This is a genomic window from Roseateles sp. (genome assembly GCF_019237615.1).
Classification (GTDB): Bacteria; Pseudomonadota; Gammaproteobacteria; order Burkholderiales; family Burkholderiaceae_C; genus Pelomonas.
Genome location: NZ_JAFAGT010000013.1, coordinates 36,406 through 57,427 on the forward strand (window position 1 = coordinate 36,406; position 21,022 = coordinate 57,427).

The window sequence follows — 21,022 nt, forward strand, 5'->3', positions numbered from 1 at the left end:
AACCGGCTTCTAAACTGGTTCGATGAGCACCACCGCCGCCCCACCCGCCGGCGCGCTGCGCCAGTTCGACGACCTGCCCGGCCCGCGCGGCGTGCCGGTGTTCGGCAACCTGCTGCAGATCGACTCGACGCGGGTACACCAGCAGGTGGAGGCCTGGTGCGAGGAGTTCGGGCCCATCTTCAAGCTCAGGCTGGGTCGGCGGCGCCTGGTGGTCGTCGGTGACCATGACCTGATCAGCACCGCGCTGCGCGACCGGCCCGACGGCTTCAGGCGCACGCAGAGGCTGGAAGACATCGGCCGCGAGATGGGCTTGGACGCCGGCCTGTTCGGCGCCAACGGCGAGGTCTGGAAGCGCCAGCGCCGCATGGTCATGGCCGGTTTCGACCCGGTGCACGTGAAGCGTTACTACCCCTTCCTGTTGCGCGTGGCCGGGCGCCTCGTCGATCGCTGGCATGGTGCCGCGTGCGCCGGCCAGCCCATCGCGCTGCAGGCCGACCTGATGCGCTTCACGGTGGATGCCGTCGCCGGCCTGGCCTTCGGCGAGGACGTCAACACGCTGCAGTCCGACGAGGACATCATCCAGCGGCACCTGAACCGCATCTTCCCGATGCTCTTCAAGCGCATCTTCGCGCCGCTGCCGATCTGGCGCTGGTGGCCATCGGCCGAGGACCGCGCGCTGGCGCGCAGCGTGGCCGAGGTGAACGCCGCCGTGCAGGGCTTCATCGCCCAGGCCCGGGCGCGCATGGCAGCCGATCCGGCGCTGCGCGTGGAGCCCGGCAATCTGCTGGAGGCCATGCTGGTGGCCGCGGACGAGCCCGGCAGCGGCATCGACGACGAGCAGGTGGCCGGCAATGTGCTGACCCTGCTGCTGGCTGGCGAAGACACGACGGCCAACACGCTGGCCTGGATGATCTGGCTGCTGTGGCAGCACCCCGAGGCACTGGCGCGGGCGCGGGCCGAGGTGGACGGCGTCTGCGGTGACGCGGCCCTGCCCAGCCTGGAGCAGCTGGGCGACCTGGACTACGTGGAGGCCTGCGCTCACGAGACCATGCGGCTGCGCCCCGTCGCGCCGATCAACACCATGCAGGCCGTGCACGACACGCGCGTCGGCGACGTGTGGGTGCCCGCCGGCGTCGTCGTCATGGCCGTCATGCGGCGCGACGCCACCAGCGAGCGCCACCTGCCCAACGCCGCCGCCTTCGAGCCCGAGCGCTGGCTGCTCGACGCCAGGCAGGTGGGCGCGGCCAAGCGCCTGTCCATGCCCTTCGGTGCCGGGCCGCGCATCTGCCCGGGGCGCTACCTGGCGCTGATGGAGATCAAGCTGGCCTGCGCGCTGCTGCTGCGCCATTTCGACATCGCCGCGGTCGATACGCCCGACGGCCGGGCGCCGCGCGAACTGCTGCAGCTGGCGATGGGACCGGTAGGCCTGACGATGCGGCTGCGGCCGCGCGCCTGAACCAGAATGCGGCGCATGCAACGCCGCACCCTTCTGGCTGGCCTGGCCCTCGCGCCGCAGGCTTCATTCGCCGTCCCCACCCCCGACTTCGCCGCGCTGGAGCGCCGTGTGCGGGGCAGGCTGGGCCTGTTCGCCCTCGACACCGGCGGTGGCCGCACGCTGGTCCATCGCGCCGACGAGCGTTTCGCCATGGCGTCGACCTTCAAGATCCTGCTGGCTGCGTGCGTGGCCCAGGGGGTGGAGGGCGGGCGCTGGGGCTGGAGCGACGAGATTGCGCTGCAGGAGCGCGAGCGCGTGCCGCATGCGCCGGCCTTCGACCGCCTGCTGCCGCGCGGCCACGCGACGCTTGCCGAACTGGTGCAGGGCATCATCGTCGAGAGCGACAACCCCAGCGCCAACGTGCTGCTGCGCCACTGCTGCGGCGACCCGGCCGGCCTGACGGCGTGGCTGCGCCGTCAGGGTGACGCGGTCACGCGCCTGGACCGCTGGGAAACCGAGCTCAACGAGAACGCGCCCGGCGACCCGCGCGACACCAGCACGCCCCGCGCGTTTGCGACGACATTGCGGCATCTGCTGCTCGGCCCCGGCCTCGCGCGCTCCGGCCAGGCGCGGCTGTGGGCCGACCTGCAGGCCTCGCGGACGGGCCTCGGGCGGCTGCGCGCCGGTGTGCCGGACACCGGTTGGCGCGTCATCGACAAGACCGGCACCGGCGGGCGAGGCGCGGTCAACGACGTGGCGCTGGTGTTCCCGCCGGACGGGCGGCCGCCCTGGGTCGTCGTGGCGCTGCAGTCGGATTCCGGGGCGTCGACGGACGAGCTCGGCGCCGTTTTGGCCGACGCGATGCGGCTGCTGGTCAAGGCCTGGGCCTGATCCGATGTCGGGCGCCAGCCGCCGCCAGTACGAGGCGCGCATGCACCGCGTGCAGGCCCACATCGACCGGCATCTGGACGCGCCGCTGGAGCTGGAGGCCATCGCCGCCATCGCCCATTTCTCGCCCTATCACTTCCACCGGCTCTTCCTCGCGTGGATGGGAGAGACACTGGGTGACTACCTGGCGCGCCGCCGTCTGGAGCGCGGCGCGCAACGCCTGCGCGGCCAGCCCGATTCGACGGTGCTGAGCATTGCCCTCGGCGTGGGCTACGGCTCGGCCGAGGCCTTCTCGCGGGCCTTCAAGCTGCGCTTCGGCTGCTCGCCGACGCAGTGGCGCAAGCTCGATCAGGCCGACCGCAATCTGGATCAGGCCGGCGCCTGGCGTACGGGCGAGCATGGCTTCTCCCCCCATTCCGACGAAGGAGATCCCGTGAACGTCCGCCTGATCGACCGCCTTCCCGTGCGCATGGCCTATCTGCGCTACCAGGGCGCCTATGGCCCGGCCCTGGGTCGCTTCTGGGCCGAGACCTTCAACCCCTGGCTGCTGACGCAGAGCCTGGGCGCCGTCGCGCGCTTTGGCATCTCCCATGACGACCCCAGCCTGGTGCCGCCCGAGCAATGCCGCTACGACTGCGGCGTGGCCGTTCCGGCGGGCTGGCTGCCCAACGGCGGGGCCCTCGTCACCGAACTGCCTGGCGGCCGCTATGCGGCGCTGGATTTCGAGGGCACGGCCGCCGACATTGGCGCGGCCTGGTCGGCCATGATGGGCCGCTGGCTGCCGTCCAGCGGCCTGCAGCTGGATGCACGGCCCTGCTTCGAGCATTACGGGCCGCAGGCGCGCTTCGACGTCCAGACCGGCGTGTTTGACTGCGAGCTGTGCATCCCGGTCGCGCCCCTGTGAGCCGCGACGCTTCGCCGCGCACCTAAGCGTCCGCGGCCTGCGGCGGCGCACAGTGGCGCCTCGACCATCCCTGGAGCTGCCATGCCTGCCATCACCTGCTTCATCCGCTACGAGCTGGACCCCTTCCAGCGCGAGGCGTTCCGCGACTACGCCCAGGCCTGGGTCCGCATCATTCCGCGCCTGGGCGGCCGGCTGCTGGGCTACTGGCTGCCCTGGGAAGGCACGAACCACGAAGCCTGGGGCCTGGTCGGCTTCGACTCGCTGGCAGACTACGAGGCCTACCGCGTGCGGCTGAAGGCCGATGCCGAGGCGCGAGTGAATTTCGAGTTCGCCAGGGAGCGACGCTTCATCCTGCGCGAGGAGCGGACTTTCTGTGAGGATGTGCAGCCATGATCGCCGTCATCTTCGAAGTCCAGCCCACGGGCGATGGCCGCCAGGCCTATCTCGACCACGCCGCGGCGCTGAAGCCGCTGCTGGAGCAGAGGGATGGCTTCATCTCGGTTGAGCGCTTCCAGAGCCTGCACGACCCGGACAAGCTGCTGTCGCTGTCCTTCTGGCGCGACGAGGACGCCGTGCGCGGCTGGCGCGAGATGGAACGCCACCGCGAGGCCCAGGCTGCCGGCCGCAGCGGGCTGTTTGCGAACTACCGGCTGCGTGTGGCCCATGTCGTGCGCGACTACGGTCTGCACGACCGGGAGCAGGTGCCGCAATGAATGCAGAGCCGCGCCTGGCCCGCGTCGCGGCGGCGATGGCCGACCCGACGCGGGCCCGGGTTCTCGTCAGGCTGCTGGATGGCCGCCTGCACACGGCCGGCGAGCTGGCCACGCATGCGGGCGTTGGTGCGGCAACCATGTCGGCCCATTTGAAGCTACTGGTGGAAGAAGGGCTGGCACGCGTGCGGCCGCAGGGGCGGCATCGCTACTTCGGCCTGGCCGACGGCGACGTGGCGCATGCGCTGGAGGCGCTGCTGCGGTTGGCGGACGGGCGCGACACAGCCCCTGCGGCCGACCTGCGTCGCTGGCAGAAGCCCGAGATGCGCGGCCTGCGGCATGCGCGCAGCTGCTACGGCCACCTGGCCGGCGAACTCGGCGTGCTCTGGCGCGAGGCGCTGCTGGCCAAGGGCTGGGTGAGGGCGGCGGCGGATGGGCGCTACGAGCTCAGCGCAGCCGGCCACGAAGCCTTGGCCGAGCTGATGCCGGCCGGCTTCGCGGCGACGGGGCGGATGCTCTATGACTGCGTGGACTGGTCCGAACGCCGCGACCATTTCGCCGGGCCGCTGGCGGTGGCCTGGCTGGAGGCGATGCTGGCGCAGGGCTGGTTGCGGCGCGTCGAGCAATCGCGGGAATTGCGCCTGACGCCACCGGGCCGGCCGGCGCTGGTGGAGCGGCTGATGGGCCCCTTGCCGGTGGCGGCGCTTTCCGGTGCCAGGAGGCCGTAGATCGCGCGAACCTTGTCGGGAGCCTGACTTTACGGGTTGGCCTTGGTGCCGGCCCGCCCAGGCTGCCTAAGATCGTCAGGCCCACAACTCCTACGGACGAGAGGTTCTCATGCTGCACTACCTGTGGATGTTCATCGTCGGCATCGTCATTGGCGCGATTGCCCGATTCATCATGCCGGGCTCCGAGCATCTGGGCATCCTGATGACCGGTGTGCTGGGCGTTGCGGGGTCGTTTGTCGGCGGCCTGATCGCGCGCCTCTTCAGCAAGCCGGCGGACGGCGCCATGGTCCATCCTGCGGGCCTCATCCTGTCCGTCGTCGGCGCGCTCATCCTGCTCTATGCGTGGAACCATTTCGTCCGCTGAGCCGCGGCCGGCCTAGTGCCGCGCGCCGGGCCCGGCTCACGACTGCTGGGCCGGGACGTTCCAGCGCCGCGTGATGTCGCCGCGGCTGTTGACGCTTTCCAGGTTGACCGCAAAGCCCCACAGCCGCCCGACATGCTTGAGCACCTCCTGCGCGCTGTCGTGCAGCGGGCGGTTCTGGTGCTGCACATGGCGCAGCGTCAGCGAGCGGTCGCCGCGCAGGTTGACGTTCCAGACCTGGATGTTGGGCTCGCGCGTTGAGAGGTCGTACTGGCGCGACAAGGCCTGGCGCAGGTGGCGGTAGCCACTTTCGTCGTGGATGGCTGAGATCTCGTAGTCGCTCTTGGTCTCGTCGTCGAGGATGGCGAAGAGGCGGAAGTCGCGCATGAGCTTCGGTGACAGGTATTGCCCGATGAAGCTCTCGTCCTTGAAGTTGCGCATCGCGTGGTCCAGCGTGGGCAGCCAGTCGCTGCCAGCGATGTCGGGGAACCAGTCACGGTCCTCGTCGGTGGGGTGCTCGCAGATACGCCGGATGTCGGTGTACATCGCGAAGCCCAGTGCATAGGGATTGAGGTTGGCGCCCGGGTGCTGGTAGACGACGTTGGTGTGGGACTTGAGCCACTCGATCATCATGCCGTCGCTCAGGTAGCCGTCGTCGTACATCTGGTTCAGCAGCCGGTGGTGCCAGAACGTGGCCCAGCCCTCGTTCATGACCTGGGTCTGGCGCTGCGGGTAGAAGTACTGCGCGATCTTGCGCACGATGCGCACGATCTCGCGCTGCCAGGGATCCAGCAGCGGCGCGTTCTTCTCGATGAAGTAGAGGATGTTCTCCTGCGGCTCGTCGGGGAAGCGGCGACTCTCGGCGGCCTCGTCGGGGCGATCGGGCTTCTTGGGCAGCGTGCGCCAGAGGTCATTGACCTGCGACTGCGCATGCTGCTCGCGGTCCTTCACACGCGCGCGCTCCTCGGCGAGCGACAGCTTGGCCGGGCGCCGGTAGCGGTCCACGCCGTGGTTCATCAGCGCGTGGCAGGAATCCAGCAGCGTCTCGACGGCGTCCAGGCCGTAGCGCTCCTCGCAGTCGGCGACATAGTGTTTCGCGTAGACGAGGTAGTCGATGATGCTGGACGCGTCCGTCCACATGCGGAACAAGTAGTTGCCCTTGAAGAAGCTGTTGTGGCCGTAGCAGGCATGGGCGATGACCAGGGCCTGCATGGCCAGCGTGTTCTCCTCCATCAGGTAGGCAATGCAGGGATCGGAGTTGATGACGATCTCGTAGGCCAGGCCCATCTGGCCGCGCCGGTAGTTGCGCTCGGTCGCGATGAACTCCTTGCCGTAGCTCCAGTGGCGGTAGTTCACCGGCATGCCCACCGAGGCGTAGGCATCCATCATCTGCTCGGCGGTGATGACTTCCAGCTGGTTTGCGTAGGTGTCGAGGCCGAAGCGCTCAGCCGTCTGCTTGATGACGGCGTGGTACTCCTCGATGAGCTGGAAGGTCCAGTCGTTGGGCGAAGGCAGGGGCCTGTCGGGGCGCAGCAGCAGCGGCTTCATATGCTGCAGCGGCTGGCGTTGGCGGCGTTCGGGCGTGCCGGCCGGCGGCACTGCCGGCAGGCCGGGGCGACGGCGGTCCTCCTTGCTGCTCATGCGGTCGCTCCTTCCTTCTTGAACAGCTCGCGGAAGACCGGGTAGATCTCTGACGCCTCGACGGCCTTGCGCATCGCGAAGTAGGGCACCTCCTCGGCGAGCTTCTGGTATTCGTCCCAGAGGTTCTGTTCTGGCTCGGCGACCTGCACGTAGGCGAAGTAGCGGCACAGCGGCAGCAGCTTGTCGGCCAGCAACTCGCGGCAGCGGCCGCTGTCGTGGTGCCAGTTGTCGCCGTCGCTGGCCTGCGCGCCGTAGATGTTCCACTCGGCCGGCGAGTAGCGCTCGCGGATGATCTGCTCCATCAGCACCAGGGCACTGGACACGACAGTGCCGCCGGTCTCGGTGGCGTGGAAGAACTCCTGCTCGTCCACCTCCTGGGCCTGGGTGTGGTGGCGGATGAAGACGACGTCGATCTTCTCGTAGTGCCGCGTCAGGAAGAGGTAGAGCAGGATGAAGAAGCGCTTGGCCAGGTCCTTGCGGCCTTCGTCCATGGAGCCGGACACGTCCATCAGGCAGAACATGACGGCGCGCGTCGTCGGCACAGGGATGCGCACGCGAGAGCGGAAGCGCAGGTCTATGGGGTCGAGGAAGGGGATGGCCTCGATGCGCTCGCGCAGGTGCTGGATGCGCTCGCGGGTCTCCAGCAGCAGGCGCGGCGTCTCGGGACGGTCCTCCTTCAGCAGCTCCTGCTCGCGCGCCTCCAGCTCGTGCAGCTCGCGCCTCTTGTCCATGCCCAGGGCGATGCGCCGGCCCAGGGCGCCGCGCATGGAGCGCACGACGTGCAGGTTGGTGGGCGTGCCATCGGAGACGAAGCCGGCGCGCTGGCTGCGCCATTCGGGGGTGTCGGCCAGCGTCGTGCGAGCGAGGTTTGGCAGGGCCAGGTCTTCGAAGAAGACCTGCATGAACTCTTCCTTGCTGAGGTGAAAGACGAAGTCGTCCTCGCCCTCGCCGGAGTCGCTGGCCTCGCCACCGCCGCCGCCGCCGCTCTGCCCGCCCTTGGGCTTGGCGATGCGGTCGCCCTTTACATACTCCTGGTTGCCCGGCCGCACGACCTCGCGGATGCCGCCGTCGCCATGGCCGAAGACGGGCTCGCTGAGGTCCTTCTTCGGGATGTGCACATCCTCGCCGCGCTCGATGTCGCGGATACCGCGGCCGTCCACCGCACGCTTGACCGCCTCGCGGATCTGCTCCTTGTTGCGGCGCAGGAAGCGCTCGCGGTTGCCTATGGACTTGTTCTTGCCCGAAAGGCGCCGGTCGATGATCTGTTGAAGCGACATCGCGCGACCTGCTTTCTCAGCTGGACTTGCGAACCCTCAGATACCACTCGCACAGCAGCCGCACCTGCTTGGCCGTGTAGCCCTTGTCCACCATGCGCTGCACGAAGTTCTCGTGCTTCTTGGCATCCTCGATGCTGGCCTTGGCGTTGAAGCTGATGACGGGCAGCAGCTCCTCGGTGTTGGAGAACATCTTCTTCTCGATGACGGTGCGCAGCTTCTCGTAGCTGGTCCACAGCGGGTTCTTGCCCGCGTTGTTGGCGCGCGCGCGCAGCACGAAGTTGACGATCTCGTTGCGGAAGTCCTTGGGATTGGAGATGCCGGCCGGCTTCTCGATCTTCTCCAGCTCGGCGTTCAGCGCGCTGCGGTCGAAGACCTCGCCGGTGTCGGTGTCGCGGTACTCCTGGTCCTGAATCCAGTAGTCGGCATAGGTCACGTAGCGGTCGAAGATGTTCTGGCCGTACTCGCTGTAGCTCTCCAGGTAGGCGGTCTGGATCTCCTTGCCGATGAACTCGGCGTAGCGCGGCGACAGCTGCTCCTTGATGAAGCCGATGAACTTCTCCTCCTGCTCCTTGGGGAACTGCTCGCGCTCGATCTGCTGCTCCAGCACATACATCAGATGCACCGGGTTGGCGGCCACCTCGGAGCTGTCGAAGTTGAAGACCTTGGACAGGATCTTGTAGGCGAAGCGCGTGCTGATGCCGCTCATGCCCTCGTCGACGCCAGCGTAGTCCCGGTACTCCTGGTAGCTCTTGGCGCGCGGATCGGTGTCCTTCAGGTTCTCGCCGTCGTAGATCTGCATCTTGCTGAACAGCGACGAGTTCTCTGGCTCCTTCAGCCTTGTCAGCACAGCGAATTGGCTCATCATCTTCAGCGTGCCGGGGGCGCACTTGGCGTCGGCCAGAGAGGAGCCGCGGATCAGCTTCTCGTAGATCTTGACCTCCTCGCTGACACGCAGGCAGTAGGGCACCTTGACGATGTAGACCCGGTCGAGGAAGGCCTCGTTGTTCTTGTTGTTGCGGAAGGTCTTCCACTCGCTCTCGTTGCTGTGCGCCAGCACGATGCCGTCGAAGGGGATAGCGCCAAAGCCCTCCGTGCCCTTGTAGTTGCCCTCCTGTGTGGCGGTCAGCAGCGGGTGCAGCACCTTGATGGGTGCCTTGAACATCTCGACGAATTCCAGGAGGCCCTGGTTGGACAGGCACAGGCCGCCGCTGTAGCTGTAGGCGTCGGGGTCGTCCTGTGCATAGGTTTCCAGCTTGCGGATGTCGACCTTGCCGACCAGGCTGGAGATGTCCTGGTTGTTCTCATCGCCGGGCTCGGTCTTGGAGACGCCGATCTGCTTGAGCACGCTGGGGTAGCGCTTGATGACCTTGAACTTGCGGATGTCGCCGCCGAACTCGTCCAGCCGCTTCACGGCCCAGGGGCTGAGGATGCGGTTCAGGTAGCGGCGCGGGATGCCGTAGTCTCGCTCCAGCAGCGGGCCGTCCTCGATGGGGTCGAAAAGGCCCAGCGGCGACTCGTTCACCGGCGAGCCGGCCAGCGCATAGAAGGGCACATGCTCCATCAGTTGCTTGAGCCGTTCGGCGATGGAGCTCTTTCCGCCGCCGACGGGGCCGAGCAGGTAGAGGATCTGCTTCTTTTCCTCCAGGCCTTGCGCGGCGTGGCGGAAATAGGAGACGACCTGCTCGATGGCTTCTTCGAGCCCGTAGAACTCGGCGAAGGCCGGGTAGATCTTGATGGTCTTGTTGGCGAACAGCCGCGAGAGCCGCGGGTCGTTGCGCGTGTCGAGCATCTGCGGCTCGCCGATGGCCTGCAGTATGCGCTCGGCGGCCGTGGCATAGGCCAGCGGATTCCTCTTGCACTCCGCGAGGTAGTCCTCCAGCGAGAGCTCCTCGACCTTGTTGCGCTCGAAGCGCGCTGCGAAATGGCTGATGACGTCCATGCCGACCTCCTGCGGTTTGAACTCCACAGGGCCGCGCGCACGATCCGTGCCCGAGGGGCTGGGGGGTTCTGATCGCGCCTCAACTGCAAGGCGTCATCAGAACTCTCCACTTGGCTGACCCGCGGCATGCGCCGCCGGCAGCGTGTCATCACAAGAATAAGCCGTCGCCAACCCACCAACACATCGGCCCGGCTTTCCGTTGACAGGGTGCCGGTCCAGCATACGCCCACCGGTCAGGCAAGACCTGTCACTCAGCGGGCAAACCACACGAACATGGAGGCCTTGTGGTGGTCCGCAGACACCGCGCCGGTGAAGAACTGTTGCGATGGCAGGGTGCGCCCCAAAGCCTCGTCGACCGGTCCGGCGTGCGGGGCATCGTTGCCGCGGCCCCAGTGTTGGACTCGCGCCTTCGCCGCGATGTCGGACGCCGCCGCATTGCACGGCGGCGCGCGCTTCAGCTGCCGCGCAGCTTGTCGAGGATGCCAGACAGCGCATCCAGCGAATCGAAATGGATGGCCAGCTCGCCGCTTTGGCCGCCGCGCTTGCTACGCTTCTTCACGCGCACCTCGACGGTGGCGCCGAGGGCGTCGGCCAGCTCCTCCTCCAGGCGCAGTACGTCGCGACTCTTGTCGCCCTTCACGCGCAGCAGCGGCGCCTGGCGCGCGGCGCCCTGGGTCTTGGCGACCAGCTTCTCGGCCTCGCGCACGCTGAGCTTCTTGGCCGCAATCTCGCTGGCCGTGGTGATCTGCACGGCGCCGTCCAGCGGCAGCAGCGCGCGGGCATGGCCCATGTCGATGTCGCCGGCCATCAGCATGTTCTGCACCGGCGCGCTGAGGTTCAGGAGCCGCAGCAGGTTGCTTGCCGCGCTGCGCGAGCGGCCCACGGCCTGGGCCGCCTCTTCATGCGTCAGGCCGAACTCGTCGGTCAGGCGCTTGAGGCCCTGGGCCTCTTCGAGCGGGTTCAGGTCCTCGCGCTGGATGTTCTCGATCAGCGCCATGGCGGCGGCCGATTCGTCGGGCACGGCCTTTACCAGCACCGGCACCTCGCGCAGTCCCGCAAGCTTGGCCGCGCGGAAGCGCCGCTCGCCGGCAATGATCTCGTAGGCGGCGGCACCGTTGGGCACCGCGTCCGCCGAAAGGGGCCGCACGAGGATGGGCTGCATGATGCCCTGGGCCTTGATGCTCTCGGCCAGCTCGTACAGCGAGCCCTCGTCCATGCGCGTGCGCGGCTGGTACTTGCCGGCCTGCAGCTGCGAAAGCGCCAGCGTGCCGGGCGTGCCGTCGCGCTCGGGCGCGGGGGTGTCGCTGACCTTCGGGCCGAGCAGGGCTTCCAGGCCGAGGCCTAGGCCTTTGGGTTTCTTCGTTGCCATGGCGGCGGATTGTCCTTCAGAGGTTCATCAGCAGATCCCGGCCCTCCGGCCAGTCGCCCAGGCCGGACTCGGCATTCAGGTGTCCCCGCGGCCCGGCGATGACGACGCTGCTGCCCCAGTCTGCCGCCATCTGCGTGGCGCGCTCGGCGGCGCCGTAGGGGTCGTCGCTGCTGATGACGGTGATGCTGGGGAAGGGTAGCGCCGAGCGGCGGATGGGACGCCAGTTGTGCAGCTGGGGCGGCATGTCCTCGCGCTCGGTGTCCGGCGGCGCGACGAGCAGCGCGCCCCTCACGCGCGCCGTGTGCTGCGAATGCTCGGCCCAGCTCGCGACCAGCTGGCAGCCCAGCGAATGCGCGACGAGCAGAGCCGGCGCGTCGTCCTGCAGCAGCACCTCGTCCAGCCGCGCCATCCAGTCGCCGCGCCGCGGCCAATCCCAGTCATGCTGCTCGACGCGCTGGTCGCCGTGCAGCCGCTCCCAGCGGCTCTGCCAGTGCTCGGGGCCGGAGTTCTGCCAGCCGGGGAGAAGCAGGATGCGCGATGGATTCATGGTTTGCCCTTATCCTTGACGGTTCGATTCTCAGTGCTTGGAGCAGCGGCAATGACGTTCAAGGTGTTTGTGGATGGCCAGGAGGGCACCACCGGCTTGCGGATTCACGAATACCTCGCGGCCCGCAGCGACATCGAGGTGCTCAGGATAGACGCCGACAAGCGCAAGGACCCGGCCGAGCGCTCGCGCCTGCTGAACGCCGCTGATGTGGCCTTCCTGTGCCTGCCCGACGCGGCCTCGCGCGAGGCGGCCTTCATGGTCAACAACGCCAACACCTGCCTCATCGACGCCAGCACGGCCCACCGCACGGCGCCGGGCTGGGCCTTCGGCCTGCCGGAGCTGGCCCCGGGCCAGCGCGACGCCATCCGCCAGGCCAAGCGCATCGCCAACCCCGGCTGCCACGCCAGCGCCTTCATCCTCGCCGTGCGGCCGCTGGTGGACGCCGGCCTGCTGCCCAGGGACGCGGCCGTCAGTGCCACCTCCATCACCGGCTACTCGGGCGGCGGCAAGAGCATGATCGCCGAGTACGAGCAGCAGCCGCTGCCCGCCCACCTGACCGCGCCGCGGCCCTACGGCCTGGGCCTGAAGCACAAGCACCTGCCGGAGATGATGGCCCACACGGGCCTGGCGAGCCCGCCGGTGTTCATGCCGGTGGTCAGCAGCTTCTACAAGGGCCTGGCGGTGAGCGTGCCGCTGCATTTCAGCCAGTTCAAGGCCGGCACGACGCCGGAGCAGGTGCAGGCCGCGCTGGCCGCGCATTACGAGGGCGAGCGCTTCATCAGCGTGAAGCCGCTGCGCGATGCGGCGACGCTGGAGACCGGCTTCTTCGACGTGCAGGCCTGCAACGACACCAACCGCGTGGACCTGTTCGTGTTCGCGTCCGACACGCAGGTGCTGGTCATCGCGCGCCTGGACAACCTCGGCAAGGGCGCCAGCGGCGCGGCCGTGCAGAGCATGAACGTGCACCTGGGCCTGGAAGAGACCCTGGGCCTGGTCTGACGCGGCCTCGCTTTCCTGATCGCGTGGCCTGACCGAGAGAGGCCGGCCATCGCGTCCAGCGAGGTGGAGGTTTCGTCAAGGTGCGCAGGCGCGTGCCGGGTCAGATCAGCGCCTGCTCGGGGCTGCGGTAGTGGTAGCGGTAGGCGAAAACAAAGCCCAGGCGGGCGTACAGCCGCTGCGCGGCCGCGTTGTCGCTGCCCACTTGCAGATAGGCCTGGCGCGCACCCTGCGCATGCGCCAGGGCCAGCAGCGCGCGGCACAGGCGTTCGCCATGGCCCCGCCGCGTTTGGGCCGAGGCGATGTCGTAGAGGCCCACGAGATCGCCATCCACGACCATCTGGCCGCAGGCCAGCAACCGCCCCGCCGCATCGTGCAGCGCAAAGCCCTGGTAGGTGACCGGTGCGTTAGCGATGCGCTCCGCGTGGGCTGCGATGGCCGTGGCGGACGAGCCGCGCAGGGCGCCCACGGTGGCCGCGTAGTCGGCCGCGGACTGGGCCCTGAGAGCGACCGGCGTGGCGGTGGGCGACAGGTGCTCCAGCACCATCACATCGGCCGCGTCGAAGGCGCCCCAGCCCTTGGCGGCGAGCAGGGCGTCCAACTCGGCCGGCTGGCTCCAGGGCGTCACGCGCAGGGCCAGCGGCAGGCCGGCGGCGTCATAGGCCTGCTGGCAGCGGGCCAGCAGCTCGTCCAGCGGCAGCTGGCCCTGGCGCAGCGCGTTGATGCAGCGCGAGCGCTTGGCCTTGCCGGGTGAAAGGCGGATCAGCCAGCCGTCGATGTCGGCCTGCTGGGGCGGAGCGCTGGCGTCGAGGCCGGCCCGCTCAGCGCGCAGTGCGAGGGCCTGGAGCCCGACTTCAGGCATCGCCGAGCAGGGCAGTGGGCCGACGCCACACGCAGCGCCACACCGGGTGCTGCTGACCGGCGAGCGGTTCGCTCAGCTGCCGGTCGGTGACCTCGGCGCCCAGGCCTTCGTAGAAGCCGCGGGCGGCAGTGTTGACATCCAGCACCCATAGGTAGAGCGGGCGGGTGGAGCCGTCGCGCTGCAGCTGTGCGGCCACGCCACGCATCAGCCGCCGGCCTATGCCGCCGCCCCTGAGTTCGGGGGCAACGTGAAGGTTGTCGATGTAGTCGCCCCAGGCCGGGTCGCGGTCGGGCATGACGTAGGCGAAGCCCAGCAGGTGGCCGGCGGCGTCCGCGGCGATCAGGCCCCAGTCGGGGCTGGTGGCGCCGGCCTGCAGACGCGCGCGCCAGGCCTGGCGGCGTTCGGCGTCGGCCTCGTGGTCGAGGTAGTGGTCCGTGAAAACGCCACGATAGGCACTGCGCCAGCTGGCAGCGTGGAGGGCCGCGACGGCGTCGGCGTCCGCAGGCGTCATGGGGCGAAGCGTGACGGCGGGCGGCGCCATGGTGCTCAGCGCATGGTCCCTATCCGCTGCACCATTTCCTTGGCGAAGTCGACGAAGGCCAGCGCGCCCTTGGAGCTGGGGTCGAAGACGACGCCTGGCAGCCCGTAGCTGGGCGCCTCGGCCAGCCGCACGTTGCGCGGGATGACCGTGTCGAAGACCTTGTTGCCGAAGTGGGACTTGAGCTGGTCGCTGACCTGCTGCTGCAGCGTGATGCGCGGGTCGAACATGACGCGCAGCAGACCGATGATCTCCAGGTCGCGGTTCAGGTTGGCGTGGATCTGCTTGATGGTGTTGACCAGGTCGGTCAGGCCCTCCAGCGCGAAGTACTCGCACTGCATGGGCACGATGACGCCATGGGCGCTGCACAGGCCGTTCAGAGTCAGCATCGATAGCGAGGGCGGGCAGTCGATGAGGACGAAGTCGTAGTCGTCGTCGGCCTGGGCCAGCGCCGCCTTCAGGCGCGCCTCGCGGCGCTCCAGCTCCACCAACTCGACCTCGGCACCGGCCAGCTCGCGGTTGGCGCCCAGCACGTCATAGCCGGCCTTCTCGGCGCGGGTCCTGGCCTCGGCGACGGAGGCGGACTCCAGCAGCACGTCGTAGACCGTCATCTCAAGCTTGCGCTTGTCTATGCCCGAGCCCATGGTCGCGTTGCCCTGCGGGTCCAGGTCGACGACAAGGACGCGTTGGCCGATCTGCGCGAGGCCGGCGGCGAGGTTGACGGTGGTGGTGGTCTTGCCAACGCCACCCTTCTGGTTGGCGGTGCAGAAAATCTTGGATGCCATGGGGTCTACCTGGACAGCGCCAGCCGTATGCCGAAGCCGAGCAGGCAGATGCCCGCGATCTTGTTGAGCAGGGTGGTGATCCAGGGCCTGGACCGCAGTCGCTCGGCGAGCTGGTGGGTCAGCAGCACGGCCACCAGGCCATAGAGGAAGGTCAGCGCGGCGATGGTGACGGCCATGGCGGCGAAGGTGGCCACGCCCTGGTGACGGACGGGGTCGACGAACAGCGGGAAGAAGGCCATGTAGAACACGATGGCCTTGGGGTTCAGCAGCGTGATGAGCGCGGCCTGCCGGAAGTAGTGGCGGGGCTTGATGTCCAGCACCGGCCCTTGCCCCGGTTTGGCAGCCAGCATGCGCCAGCCCAGCCACGCGAGGTAGGCGGCGCCGGCCCATTGCACCGCGTTGAAGGCCGCCGGGTAGGCCGACAGCAGCGCGGACACGCCTGCCACGGCCAGCCACAGCAGCACCTGGTCGCCCGCGATGATGCCCAGTGTGGCGGCCAGGCCGGCCGCGATGCCGCCCTTGCTGGTTGAGGTGATCAGCGCCAGGTTGCCGGGGCCCGGGATCGCGAGGAAGAGCACGATGGCGGCGACGAACGCGCCGTAGTCAGCGATGCCAAACATAGGGAGCGACGAGGGGAGGGGCGGCCAGTTTAAGCGACGCGCGTCGGGGTCATCGCCGCCGCATCCAAACCAGGCAGCGCTGCGCGTCCAGCCCCGGCACGGCCAGCTGTTCCACGTGAAACACGTCCACGTCGCCGGGCAGGGCGGCGACCTCGTCGGCCGGATGCTGGCCTTTCATGGCCATCCAGACGGCGCCCTCGGCGAGGTGTTGGCGGGTCAGGTTCGTGAAGTCCACCAGCGACGCAAAAGCCCGTGACGTGATGACGCCAAAGGGCTCGACCTTCAATGCCTCGACGCGGCTGTGCACGCCATGCAGATTGGGCAGCTTCAGCTCGGCAGCCACCTGCTGGATGAAGGTGGCCTTCTTGGCAACGGCGTCCACGCAGCTGACGTCGGTGCCGGGGCAGCAGATCGCGATGACGACGCCCGGCAGACCGCCGCCGGCGCCGACGTCCATCAGCCGTGCCGGCGCGCCGTGGCGCTGCAATGGTGCGATGACGGACAGGCTGTCCACAAGATGGTGGCTCAGCATCTGCGCCGGGTCCCGGACCGCGGTCAGGTTGTAGACCTTGTTCCACTTCTGCAGCAGGGTCAGGTAGGCCAGCAGCTGGTCGACCTGGGTGGCGCTGAGTTCGAGACCGAGCTGGGTGGCGGCTGCTTCGAGTTGCTCCCTCATGCTGCTTCCGCCTCGGTGAAGCCCTTGAACTTACCCTTCTTCAGGTGCACCAGCAGCAGCGAGATTGCGGCCGGCGTGATGCCGGAGATGCGCGAGGCCTGACCCAGCGTCTCGGGTCGGTGGGCGTTGAGCTTCTGGCGGGCCTCGAAGGAGAGGGCGTGGACCAGGCCGTAGTCCAGGTCCTCGGGCAGCTTCAGGTGCTCGAAGTGGGCGGCACGGGCGACGTCATCGACCTGCTTGTTGATGTAGCCGGCGTACTTGGTGCTGATCTCCACCTGCTCGGCGACGAGGTTGGCCAGCTCGCGGCCCAGCTCGGTGGCCAGGGTTTCACGTGAAACACCGGCTTCGGGCCGCGCAATCGCAGCCACTTCGGCCACCGTGTCGAAGCCCACGCCGGGACGGCGCAGCAGGTCGGCCAGGCTGTACTCGCGCTCCAGTGCCTTGCCGACCAGCCGTTCTGCATCCGCCGCGGGCAGGATGCCGGGGTGCACCCAGGTGCTCTTCAGCTTCTCGGTTTCACGTGAAACGGCGTCACGCTTGCGGTTGAAGGCGGCCCAGCGCTCGTCGTCCACCAGGCCCAACTGACGGCCGGCCTCGGTCAGGCGCGTGTCGGCGTTGTCTTCGCGCAGCTGCAGCCGGAACTCGGCGCGGCTGGTGAACATGCGGTAGGGCTCGGTCACGCCCTTGGTGATGAGGTCGTCCACCAGCACGCCCAGGTAGGCCTGGTCGCGCGCCGGCGTCCAGGGACCGTCGCCGCGCACCTGCAGCGCCGCGTTCAGGCCGGCAAACAGGCCTTGCGCCGCCGCCTCCTCATAACCGGTCGTGCCGTTGATCTGGCCGGCGAAGAACAGGCCCTGGATAAGCTTGGTCTCGAACGAGGCCTTCAGCCCGCGCGGATCGAAGTAGTCGTACTCGATGGCGTAGCCGGGTCGCAGGATGTCCGCGTTCTCCAGGCCCGGGATGCTGCGCACGGCGGCCAGCTGGATGTCGAAGGGCAGGGAGGTGGAGATGCCGTTGGGATAGAACTCATGCGTCGTCAGGCCCTCGGGCTCCAGGAAGATCTGGTGCGAGTCCTTGTCGGCGAAGCGGTTGACCTTGTCCTCGATGCTGGGGCAATAGCGCGGCCCCACGCCTTCAATGACGCCGGTGAACATCGGGCTGCGGTCGAAGCCGCTGCGGATGATCTCGTGCGTACGCGCGTTGGTGTGGGTGATCCAGCAGGGCATCTGCTGCGGGTGCATCGCGGCATTGCCGAGGAAGCTGAACACCGGCACCGGGTCCAGGTCGCCGGGCTGGGCCTCGCACTTGGAGAAGTCGATCGTGCGGCCGTCCAGACGCGGCGGCGTGCCGGTCTTGAGCCGGCCCTGCGGCAGCTTCAGCTCCTTGAGCCGAGCAGACAACGAAACGGCGGGCGGATCTCCCGCGCGGCCGGCGCTGTAGTTCTCCAGGCCCACATGCACCCGGCCGTCCAGGAAGGTGCCGGCCGTCAGGACCACGGTGCGGGCGCGGAAACGGATGCCGGCCTGTGTGACGGCGCCGACGACGCGGTCGCCCTCGACCATCAGGTCGTCCACCGCCTGCTGGAACAGCGTCAGGTTGGGCTGGTTCTCCAGCCGACGGCGGATGGCGGCCTTGTAGAGGATGCGGTCGGCCTGAGCACGGGTTGCGCGCACGGCCGGGCCCTTGCTGCCGTTCAGGATGCGGAACTGGATGCCGCCCTCGTCGGTGGCCAGCGCCATCGCGCCGCCCAGCGCGTCCACCTCCTTCACCAGGTGGCCCTTGCCGATGCCGCCGATGCTGGGGTTGCAGCTCATCTGGCCCAGCGTCTCGATGTTGTGGGTCAGCAGCAGCGTCTGGGCGCCCATGCGCGCGGCGGCGAGCGCCGCCTCGGTGCCGGCATGGCCGCCACCGACGACGATGACGTCGAATTCCTTGGGGTAGAGCATCTCGGTCCTGGAAAGAACGAACAACCCGCGCGTGGCGCTCGGGCAAACCCCGAATTTTACGAAGCGGCTGTGGATAAGTCACCCGGTCCGCCGGGGCGCAGCAGGGACATGATTCGGACGAAAAGAGTCCCGGTCCGGAACAAATAGTCGTGACTGACCTGTTTTGACAAATAACTCTGACCGGCTGGTGCCGACAAGTGCCTGTGCTTACGGGGAAATCTGCCACCGCCGAGGGCCTTGAAGCCACCTCACGATGACCTCGCCTTCGGCCACTTGAGCAAACCGAACTGGCGGTCGCCTCAGTGTTCCAGGGCAGAAAGTCGTTGCGAATCAGGCCGTTCCTTCAATCCGCACCGAAATCGCGGTGACAAACAAACCGACCTGCAAATCCGCAGAGACAACCACGAAGTCGAGGTCAGGGCTGACGAGGCCTGGTGCGCAACGGTGTTCGAACGCTGCGCCGGGTCAAGACCGGCCACGCAACCAGCGGTGAAAGCAAGGATGTCGGTGCAGCGGCCTTTGTGCTGGCGGCTCGCGCAGCCTTTCCAGATGCGGTGGTTGAGTTGGTGTACCTCGCGGACGCCGAAGCAAAGCCGCTAGTGCTGTCGCCCAAGGAGCTGAGTAACCGCCAGGTCAAGATGGGCGGCATCCTGAGCGACATCCGGGGTGGGAACTTCCCGGCAGACGAATCTGACATGACGTGCCCCAACTGCCCGGCCACCCGTGCGCCCTCGTGCGGCGGCAGCGCCACTGTATTGGCGCTGCTCGTCTTTGCGAGACCGCCTTCAAGACGGGATGAAGATGCCTTCGCCGCCGTGGTCGAAAACCCTCACGGGCTTGTTCCGCTGGACGATGCTGGCGAACTGCTGGCGAAGGGCCAGCGTGCTCATGAAAGAAGCTTCTGCGATGTGCCCCCCGGCCTTGTATCGCTCCAGCCCTCTGCTGGACAGCAGGTACTCGAGCCGAGCGCGCCAGGTTGAAATGCGGATGTGCGCGAACAGGTCTGGCGACAGCGCGCCTACCGCTTGGTCGTAGCGCTGAAGCAGCCGTCCGAAGCGGACAAGAGAGGAAGCTTCGTCGGTCGAGGCCGGGGCGACGACAGTGGCAGGCGATGTAGATGTGTCCATGACCGGAGCAAACTTCCACAAGGGCTCGTGGTGCGCAATACGATTGCGGAGGTCCTTGATTTCGAAGAACTCAGTGAGTGCATCGCGTCGCGCTGCAGGGTTACTCCAGTTCGGTGCTGCGCCGGGCAGGCTCAATGGATGGGCTGGCAAGATTTTGGGCATCAACGTCGGGCGCTGCTTCGCGATCCAGGTGAGCACGTTGGGCCAGAAGCCGAAGGACAGCCGAGACACAATTTCGTCCGGAGTGGGCCAAGCGGGATGCGCATCCGCTCGCACGTCGGCAATCTTGGACAGTGTGCCGCTCTTGAGCTGTCCAGCGAGATGGTCCCACCAATGCGTGCTGCTCGAGACGCCGGCGGTTGTATGGAGGCTCAGCTCGCGGTGGATGTTGTTCCGCAGGACCACCTCAAAGTAGGACAGCAACTTGCCTACCTCGCCGCACACCTCGCCATTCCACATATAGAGCCCCACGGCAGCCTCAGGGCCTACCTTCCAGTAGCCTCTGTAGCTATCCAGACGGGGTTTGGATACGATTTGCTCGAAGATGATTGCGGGAGGCAGCATCCGAAGGTTGTCTTAGAAGAATAATTGGAGTACAGTCCTCCCTGACGCGCTGGCAAGCCAACCCGCAAGGGAGCACCAGTGTAAAGAGTGTGAAGGCCTCCGCAAGGAGGCTTTCCGCTTTCTGGGGTTCGAAAGCCAGCCTCTCATGCTGCTCAACCACCGCCAATGAGGCGCCACAGGGCTTGCCATTTGGCTGCAGGCACCCCCAGCGCTAGAGCCAGCGCTACCAACACCCACCTGACGTCGCGCGACACCAAGGCCCACATGCGGCAACGGTCGTCGCGAAAGGCGATGTACGGGTTGCCATCGCCACGGGCAATTTTTGGGCTGCCCATGGCGAGCCTTTCGGTGCGACGACCGGCACCGGCATCATCAACGCCGGCAGCGGGATCGGCGGCAGTGCCGAAACAGGCGTGGCAGCAGCCGGTGCACCGGATGGCGCAAAGGCTGCCAGGAGAGCGGCGCGCCGTGCATCCCATTGAGTATGGATGGCCTTGATCTCGTTGTAGCCACCAATCTCGATCAGTCGGTTCGTGAACCGCGTGTACAGGTCGGTCTTTGATTGTGAATCAATGACTTAGCGGACAAGACTACAGTCGTTCACAACAGACAATTCGACGATGGAATGTCGTCCCCGTTGCGCCGCCTGCTGCATCGCTCCGTCGATCAGCTCGCCCATCCCCGGCCACCCGAACGGCAAGCCGGCGGGCGTGCGCTGCGCGCAACTGGACGACGAGGACCGCTGCCGCATCTTCGGCCAGCCCGAGCGTCCGGCCGTCTGCGGTTCGCTGCGCCCCAGTGACATCATGTGTGGCGACAACCGCGAGCAGGCGCTGCGTTGGCTGGGCTGGATGGAGCGCGAAACGGCGCCGTCTCAGCCCGGCTGAGGCCGGGCTGAGCGCCAGCGGCCCAGACGCGCCCGCCAGGCCTCGGCACGCGGGTCGTTCTAGTACTTGTCGAAGAAATGGTGCAGCACCGTGTTGGCCAGCGGCTCGATGAAGGTGACCGCACCGGCGACGCCGAGGCTGCCCGTCAGCGCATAGGTCACGCTGAACGAAGTGCCGAGGTGAAGGATGCCGAAGCTGACGGTCTTGGCCGTGATGGATCTA

21 protein-coding genes and 1 pseudogene are annotated in these 21,022 nt (G+C 67.7%); 9 read left to right on the forward strand and 13 right to left on the reverse strand.

Annotated features, from left to right (window positions below; translation table 11 throughout):
- The first annotated feature begins 22 nt into the window (after window positions 1-22).
- The 7 genes from JOY88_RS02715 (at window position 23) to JOY88_RS02745 (ending at window position 5,029) form a co-directional block, all read left to right on the forward strand.
- Window positions 23-1,456, forward strand: a complete 1,434-nt coding sequence (locus JOY88_RS02715; protein WP_293500178.1) for a cytochrome P450 — start codon at window positions 23-25, stop codon at window positions 1,454-1,456.
- A 15-nt stretch (window positions 1,457-1,471) separates the two neighbouring features.
- Window positions 1,472-2,326 carry a class A beta-lactamase gene (gene bla / locus JOY88_RS02720; protein WP_293500180.1) on the forward strand — a complete coding sequence of 285 codons (855 nt, stop codon included), beginning with the start codon at window positions 1,472-1,474 and terminating at the stop codon, window positions 2,324-2,326.
- Between the two features lie 4 nt (window positions 2,327-2,330).
- Window positions 2,331-3,227, forward strand: a complete 897-nt coding sequence (locus JOY88_RS02725; RefSeq protein WP_293500182.1) for an AraC family transcriptional regulator — start codon at window positions 2,331-2,333, stop codon at window positions 3,225-3,227.
- Between the two features lie 81 nt (window positions 3,228-3,308).
- Window positions 3,309-3,620, forward strand: a complete 312-nt coding sequence (locus JOY88_RS02730) for an NIPSNAP family protein (RefSeq protein WP_293500184.1) — start codon at window positions 3,309-3,311, stop codon at window positions 3,618-3,620.
- On the forward strand, window positions 3,617-3,940 hold the full coding sequence (locus tag JOY88_RS02735; RefSeq protein WP_293500186.1) for an antibiotic biosynthesis monooxygenase family protein: 324 nt from the start codon (window positions 3,617-3,619) through the stop codon (window positions 3,938-3,940). Before JOY88_RS02730 ends, JOY88_RS02735 begins: the two co-directional genes overlap by 4 nt.
- Window positions 3,937-4,665 carry an ArsR/SmtB family transcription factor gene (locus JOY88_RS02740; protein ID WP_293500188.1) on the forward strand — a complete coding sequence of 243 codons (729 nt, stop codon included), beginning with the start codon at window positions 3,937-3,939 and terminating at the stop codon, window positions 4,663-4,665. Before JOY88_RS02735 ends, JOY88_RS02740 begins: the two co-directional genes overlap by 4 nt.
- 109 nt (window positions 4,666-4,774) lie before the next feature.
- Entirely contained in the window at window positions 4,775-5,029 is a 255-nt protein-coding gene (locus tag JOY88_RS02745) for a GlsB/YeaQ/YmgE family stress response membrane protein (RefSeq protein ID WP_293500190.1), read from the forward strand.
- Between the two features lie 36 nt (window positions 5,030-5,065).
- Here the strand turns inward: JOY88_RS02745 and JOY88_RS02750 are convergent, their stop codons facing one another.
- From JOY88_RS02750 to JOY88_RS02770, 5 genes are all read right to left on the reverse strand, one after another.
- The gene (locus tag JOY88_RS02750; protein WP_293500234.1) at window positions 5,066-6,574 is read right to left on the reverse strand and encodes a SpoVR family protein; all 1,509 of its coding nucleotides are present in this window, start codon (window positions 6,572-6,574) and stop codon (window positions 5,066-5,068) included.
- Window positions 6,575-6,663: 89 nt separating this feature from the next.
- Window positions 6,664-7,944, reverse strand: coding sequence for a YeaH/YhbH family protein (locus JOY88_RS02755; protein WP_293500192.1), 1,281 nt, complete (start codon window positions 7,942-7,944; stop codon window positions 6,664-6,666).
- A gap of 16 nt (window positions 7,945-7,960) precedes the next feature.
- On the reverse strand, window positions 7,961-9,883 hold the full coding sequence (locus tag JOY88_RS02760; protein WP_293500194.1) for a PrkA family serine protein kinase: 1,923 nt from the start codon (window positions 9,881-9,883) through the stop codon (window positions 7,961-7,963).
- 454 nt (window positions 9,884-10,337) lie between these two features.
- Window positions 10,338-11,252, reverse strand: coding sequence for a ParB/RepB/Spo0J family partition protein (locus tag JOY88_RS02765; protein WP_293500196.1), 915 nt, complete (start codon window positions 11,250-11,252; stop codon window positions 10,338-10,340).
- A gap of 16 nt (window positions 11,253-11,268) precedes the next feature.
- Window positions 11,269-11,799: an RBBP9/YdeN family alpha/beta hydrolase gene (locus tag JOY88_RS02770; protein WP_293500198.1), complete on the reverse strand. Its 531-nt coding sequence runs from the start codon at window positions 11,797-11,799 to the stop codon at window positions 11,269-11,271.
- A 51-nt stretch (window positions 11,800-11,850) separates the two neighbouring features.
- Here JOY88_RS02770 and argC point away from each other — a divergent pair, with 51 nt between their 5' ends.
- The gene (gene argC, locus JOY88_RS02775) at window positions 11,851-12,798 is read left to right on the forward strand and encodes an N-acetyl-gamma-glutamyl-phosphate reductase (protein WP_293500200.1); all 948 of its coding nucleotides are present in this window, start codon (window positions 11,851-11,853) and stop codon (window positions 12,796-12,798) included.
- Window positions 12,799-12,898: 100 nt separating this feature from the next.
- Here the strand turns inward: argC and JOY88_RS02780 are convergent, their stop codons facing one another.
- The 7 genes from JOY88_RS02780 to JOY88_RS02810 form a co-directional block, all read right to left on the reverse strand.
- Entirely contained in the window at window positions 12,899-13,657 is a 759-nt protein-coding gene (locus tag JOY88_RS02780; protein ID WP_293500202.1) for a GNAT family N-acetyltransferase, read from the reverse strand.
- Window positions 13,650-14,168, reverse strand: coding sequence for a GNAT family N-acetyltransferase (locus JOY88_RS02785; RefSeq protein WP_293500204.1), 519 nt, complete (start codon window positions 14,166-14,168; stop codon window positions 13,650-13,652). The genes JOY88_RS02780 and JOY88_RS02785 overlap by 8 nt, the downstream gene beginning before the upstream one ends.
- Window positions 14,169-14,203: 35 nt before the next feature.
- A complete protein-coding gene (locus tag JOY88_RS02790) occupies window positions 14,204-14,980 on the reverse strand; it encodes a ParA family protein (protein WP_293500206.1) in 777 nt (258 codons plus the stop codon).
- A gap of 5 nt (window positions 14,981-14,985) precedes the next feature.
- Complete coding sequence (locus tag JOY88_RS02795) at window positions 14,986-15,600, reverse strand: LysE family transporter (protein WP_293500208.1); 615 nt, start codon at window positions 15,598-15,600, stop codon at window positions 14,986-14,988.
- A 49-nt stretch (window positions 15,601-15,649) separates the two neighbouring features.
- The gene (rsmG, locus tag JOY88_RS02800; protein ID WP_293500210.1) at window positions 15,650-16,276 is read right to left on the reverse strand and encodes a 16S rRNA (guanine(527)-N(7))-methyltransferase RsmG; all 627 of its coding nucleotides are present in this window, start codon (window positions 16,274-16,276) and stop codon (window positions 15,650-15,652) included.
- Window positions 16,273-18,222 (reverse strand): tRNA uridine-5-carboxymethylaminomethyl(34) synthesis enzyme MnmG, encoded by a 1,950-nt coding sequence (gene mnmG / locus JOY88_RS02805; RefSeq protein WP_293500212.1) that lies wholly within the window; start codon window positions 18,220-18,222, stop codon window positions 16,273-16,275. The genes rsmG and mnmG overlap by 4 nt, the downstream gene beginning before the upstream one ends.
- Window positions 18,223-19,007: 785 nt before the next feature.
- Window positions 19,008-19,913: a hypothetical protein gene (locus JOY88_RS02810; RefSeq protein WP_293500214.1), complete on the reverse strand. Its 906-nt coding sequence runs from the start codon at window positions 19,911-19,913 to the stop codon at window positions 19,008-19,010.
- A 620-nt stretch (window positions 19,914-20,533) separates the two neighbouring features.
- Between JOY88_RS02810 and JOY88_RS02815 the strand changes: the two genes are divergently transcribed.
- Window positions 20,534-20,800 carry a YkgJ family cysteine cluster protein gene (locus JOY88_RS02815; RefSeq protein ID WP_293500216.1) on the forward strand — a complete coding sequence of 89 codons (267 nt, stop codon included), beginning with the start codon at window positions 20,534-20,536 and terminating at the stop codon, window positions 20,798-20,800.
- A 62-nt stretch (window positions 20,801-20,862) separates the two neighbouring features.
- Here the strand turns inward: JOY88_RS02815 and JOY88_RS02820 are convergent.
- Window positions 20,863-21,015 (reverse strand): annotated as a pseudogene (locus tag JOY88_RS02820) (DUF2061 domain-containing protein); the annotation flags it as partial.
- Window positions 21,016-21,022 lie beyond the last annotated feature (7 nt).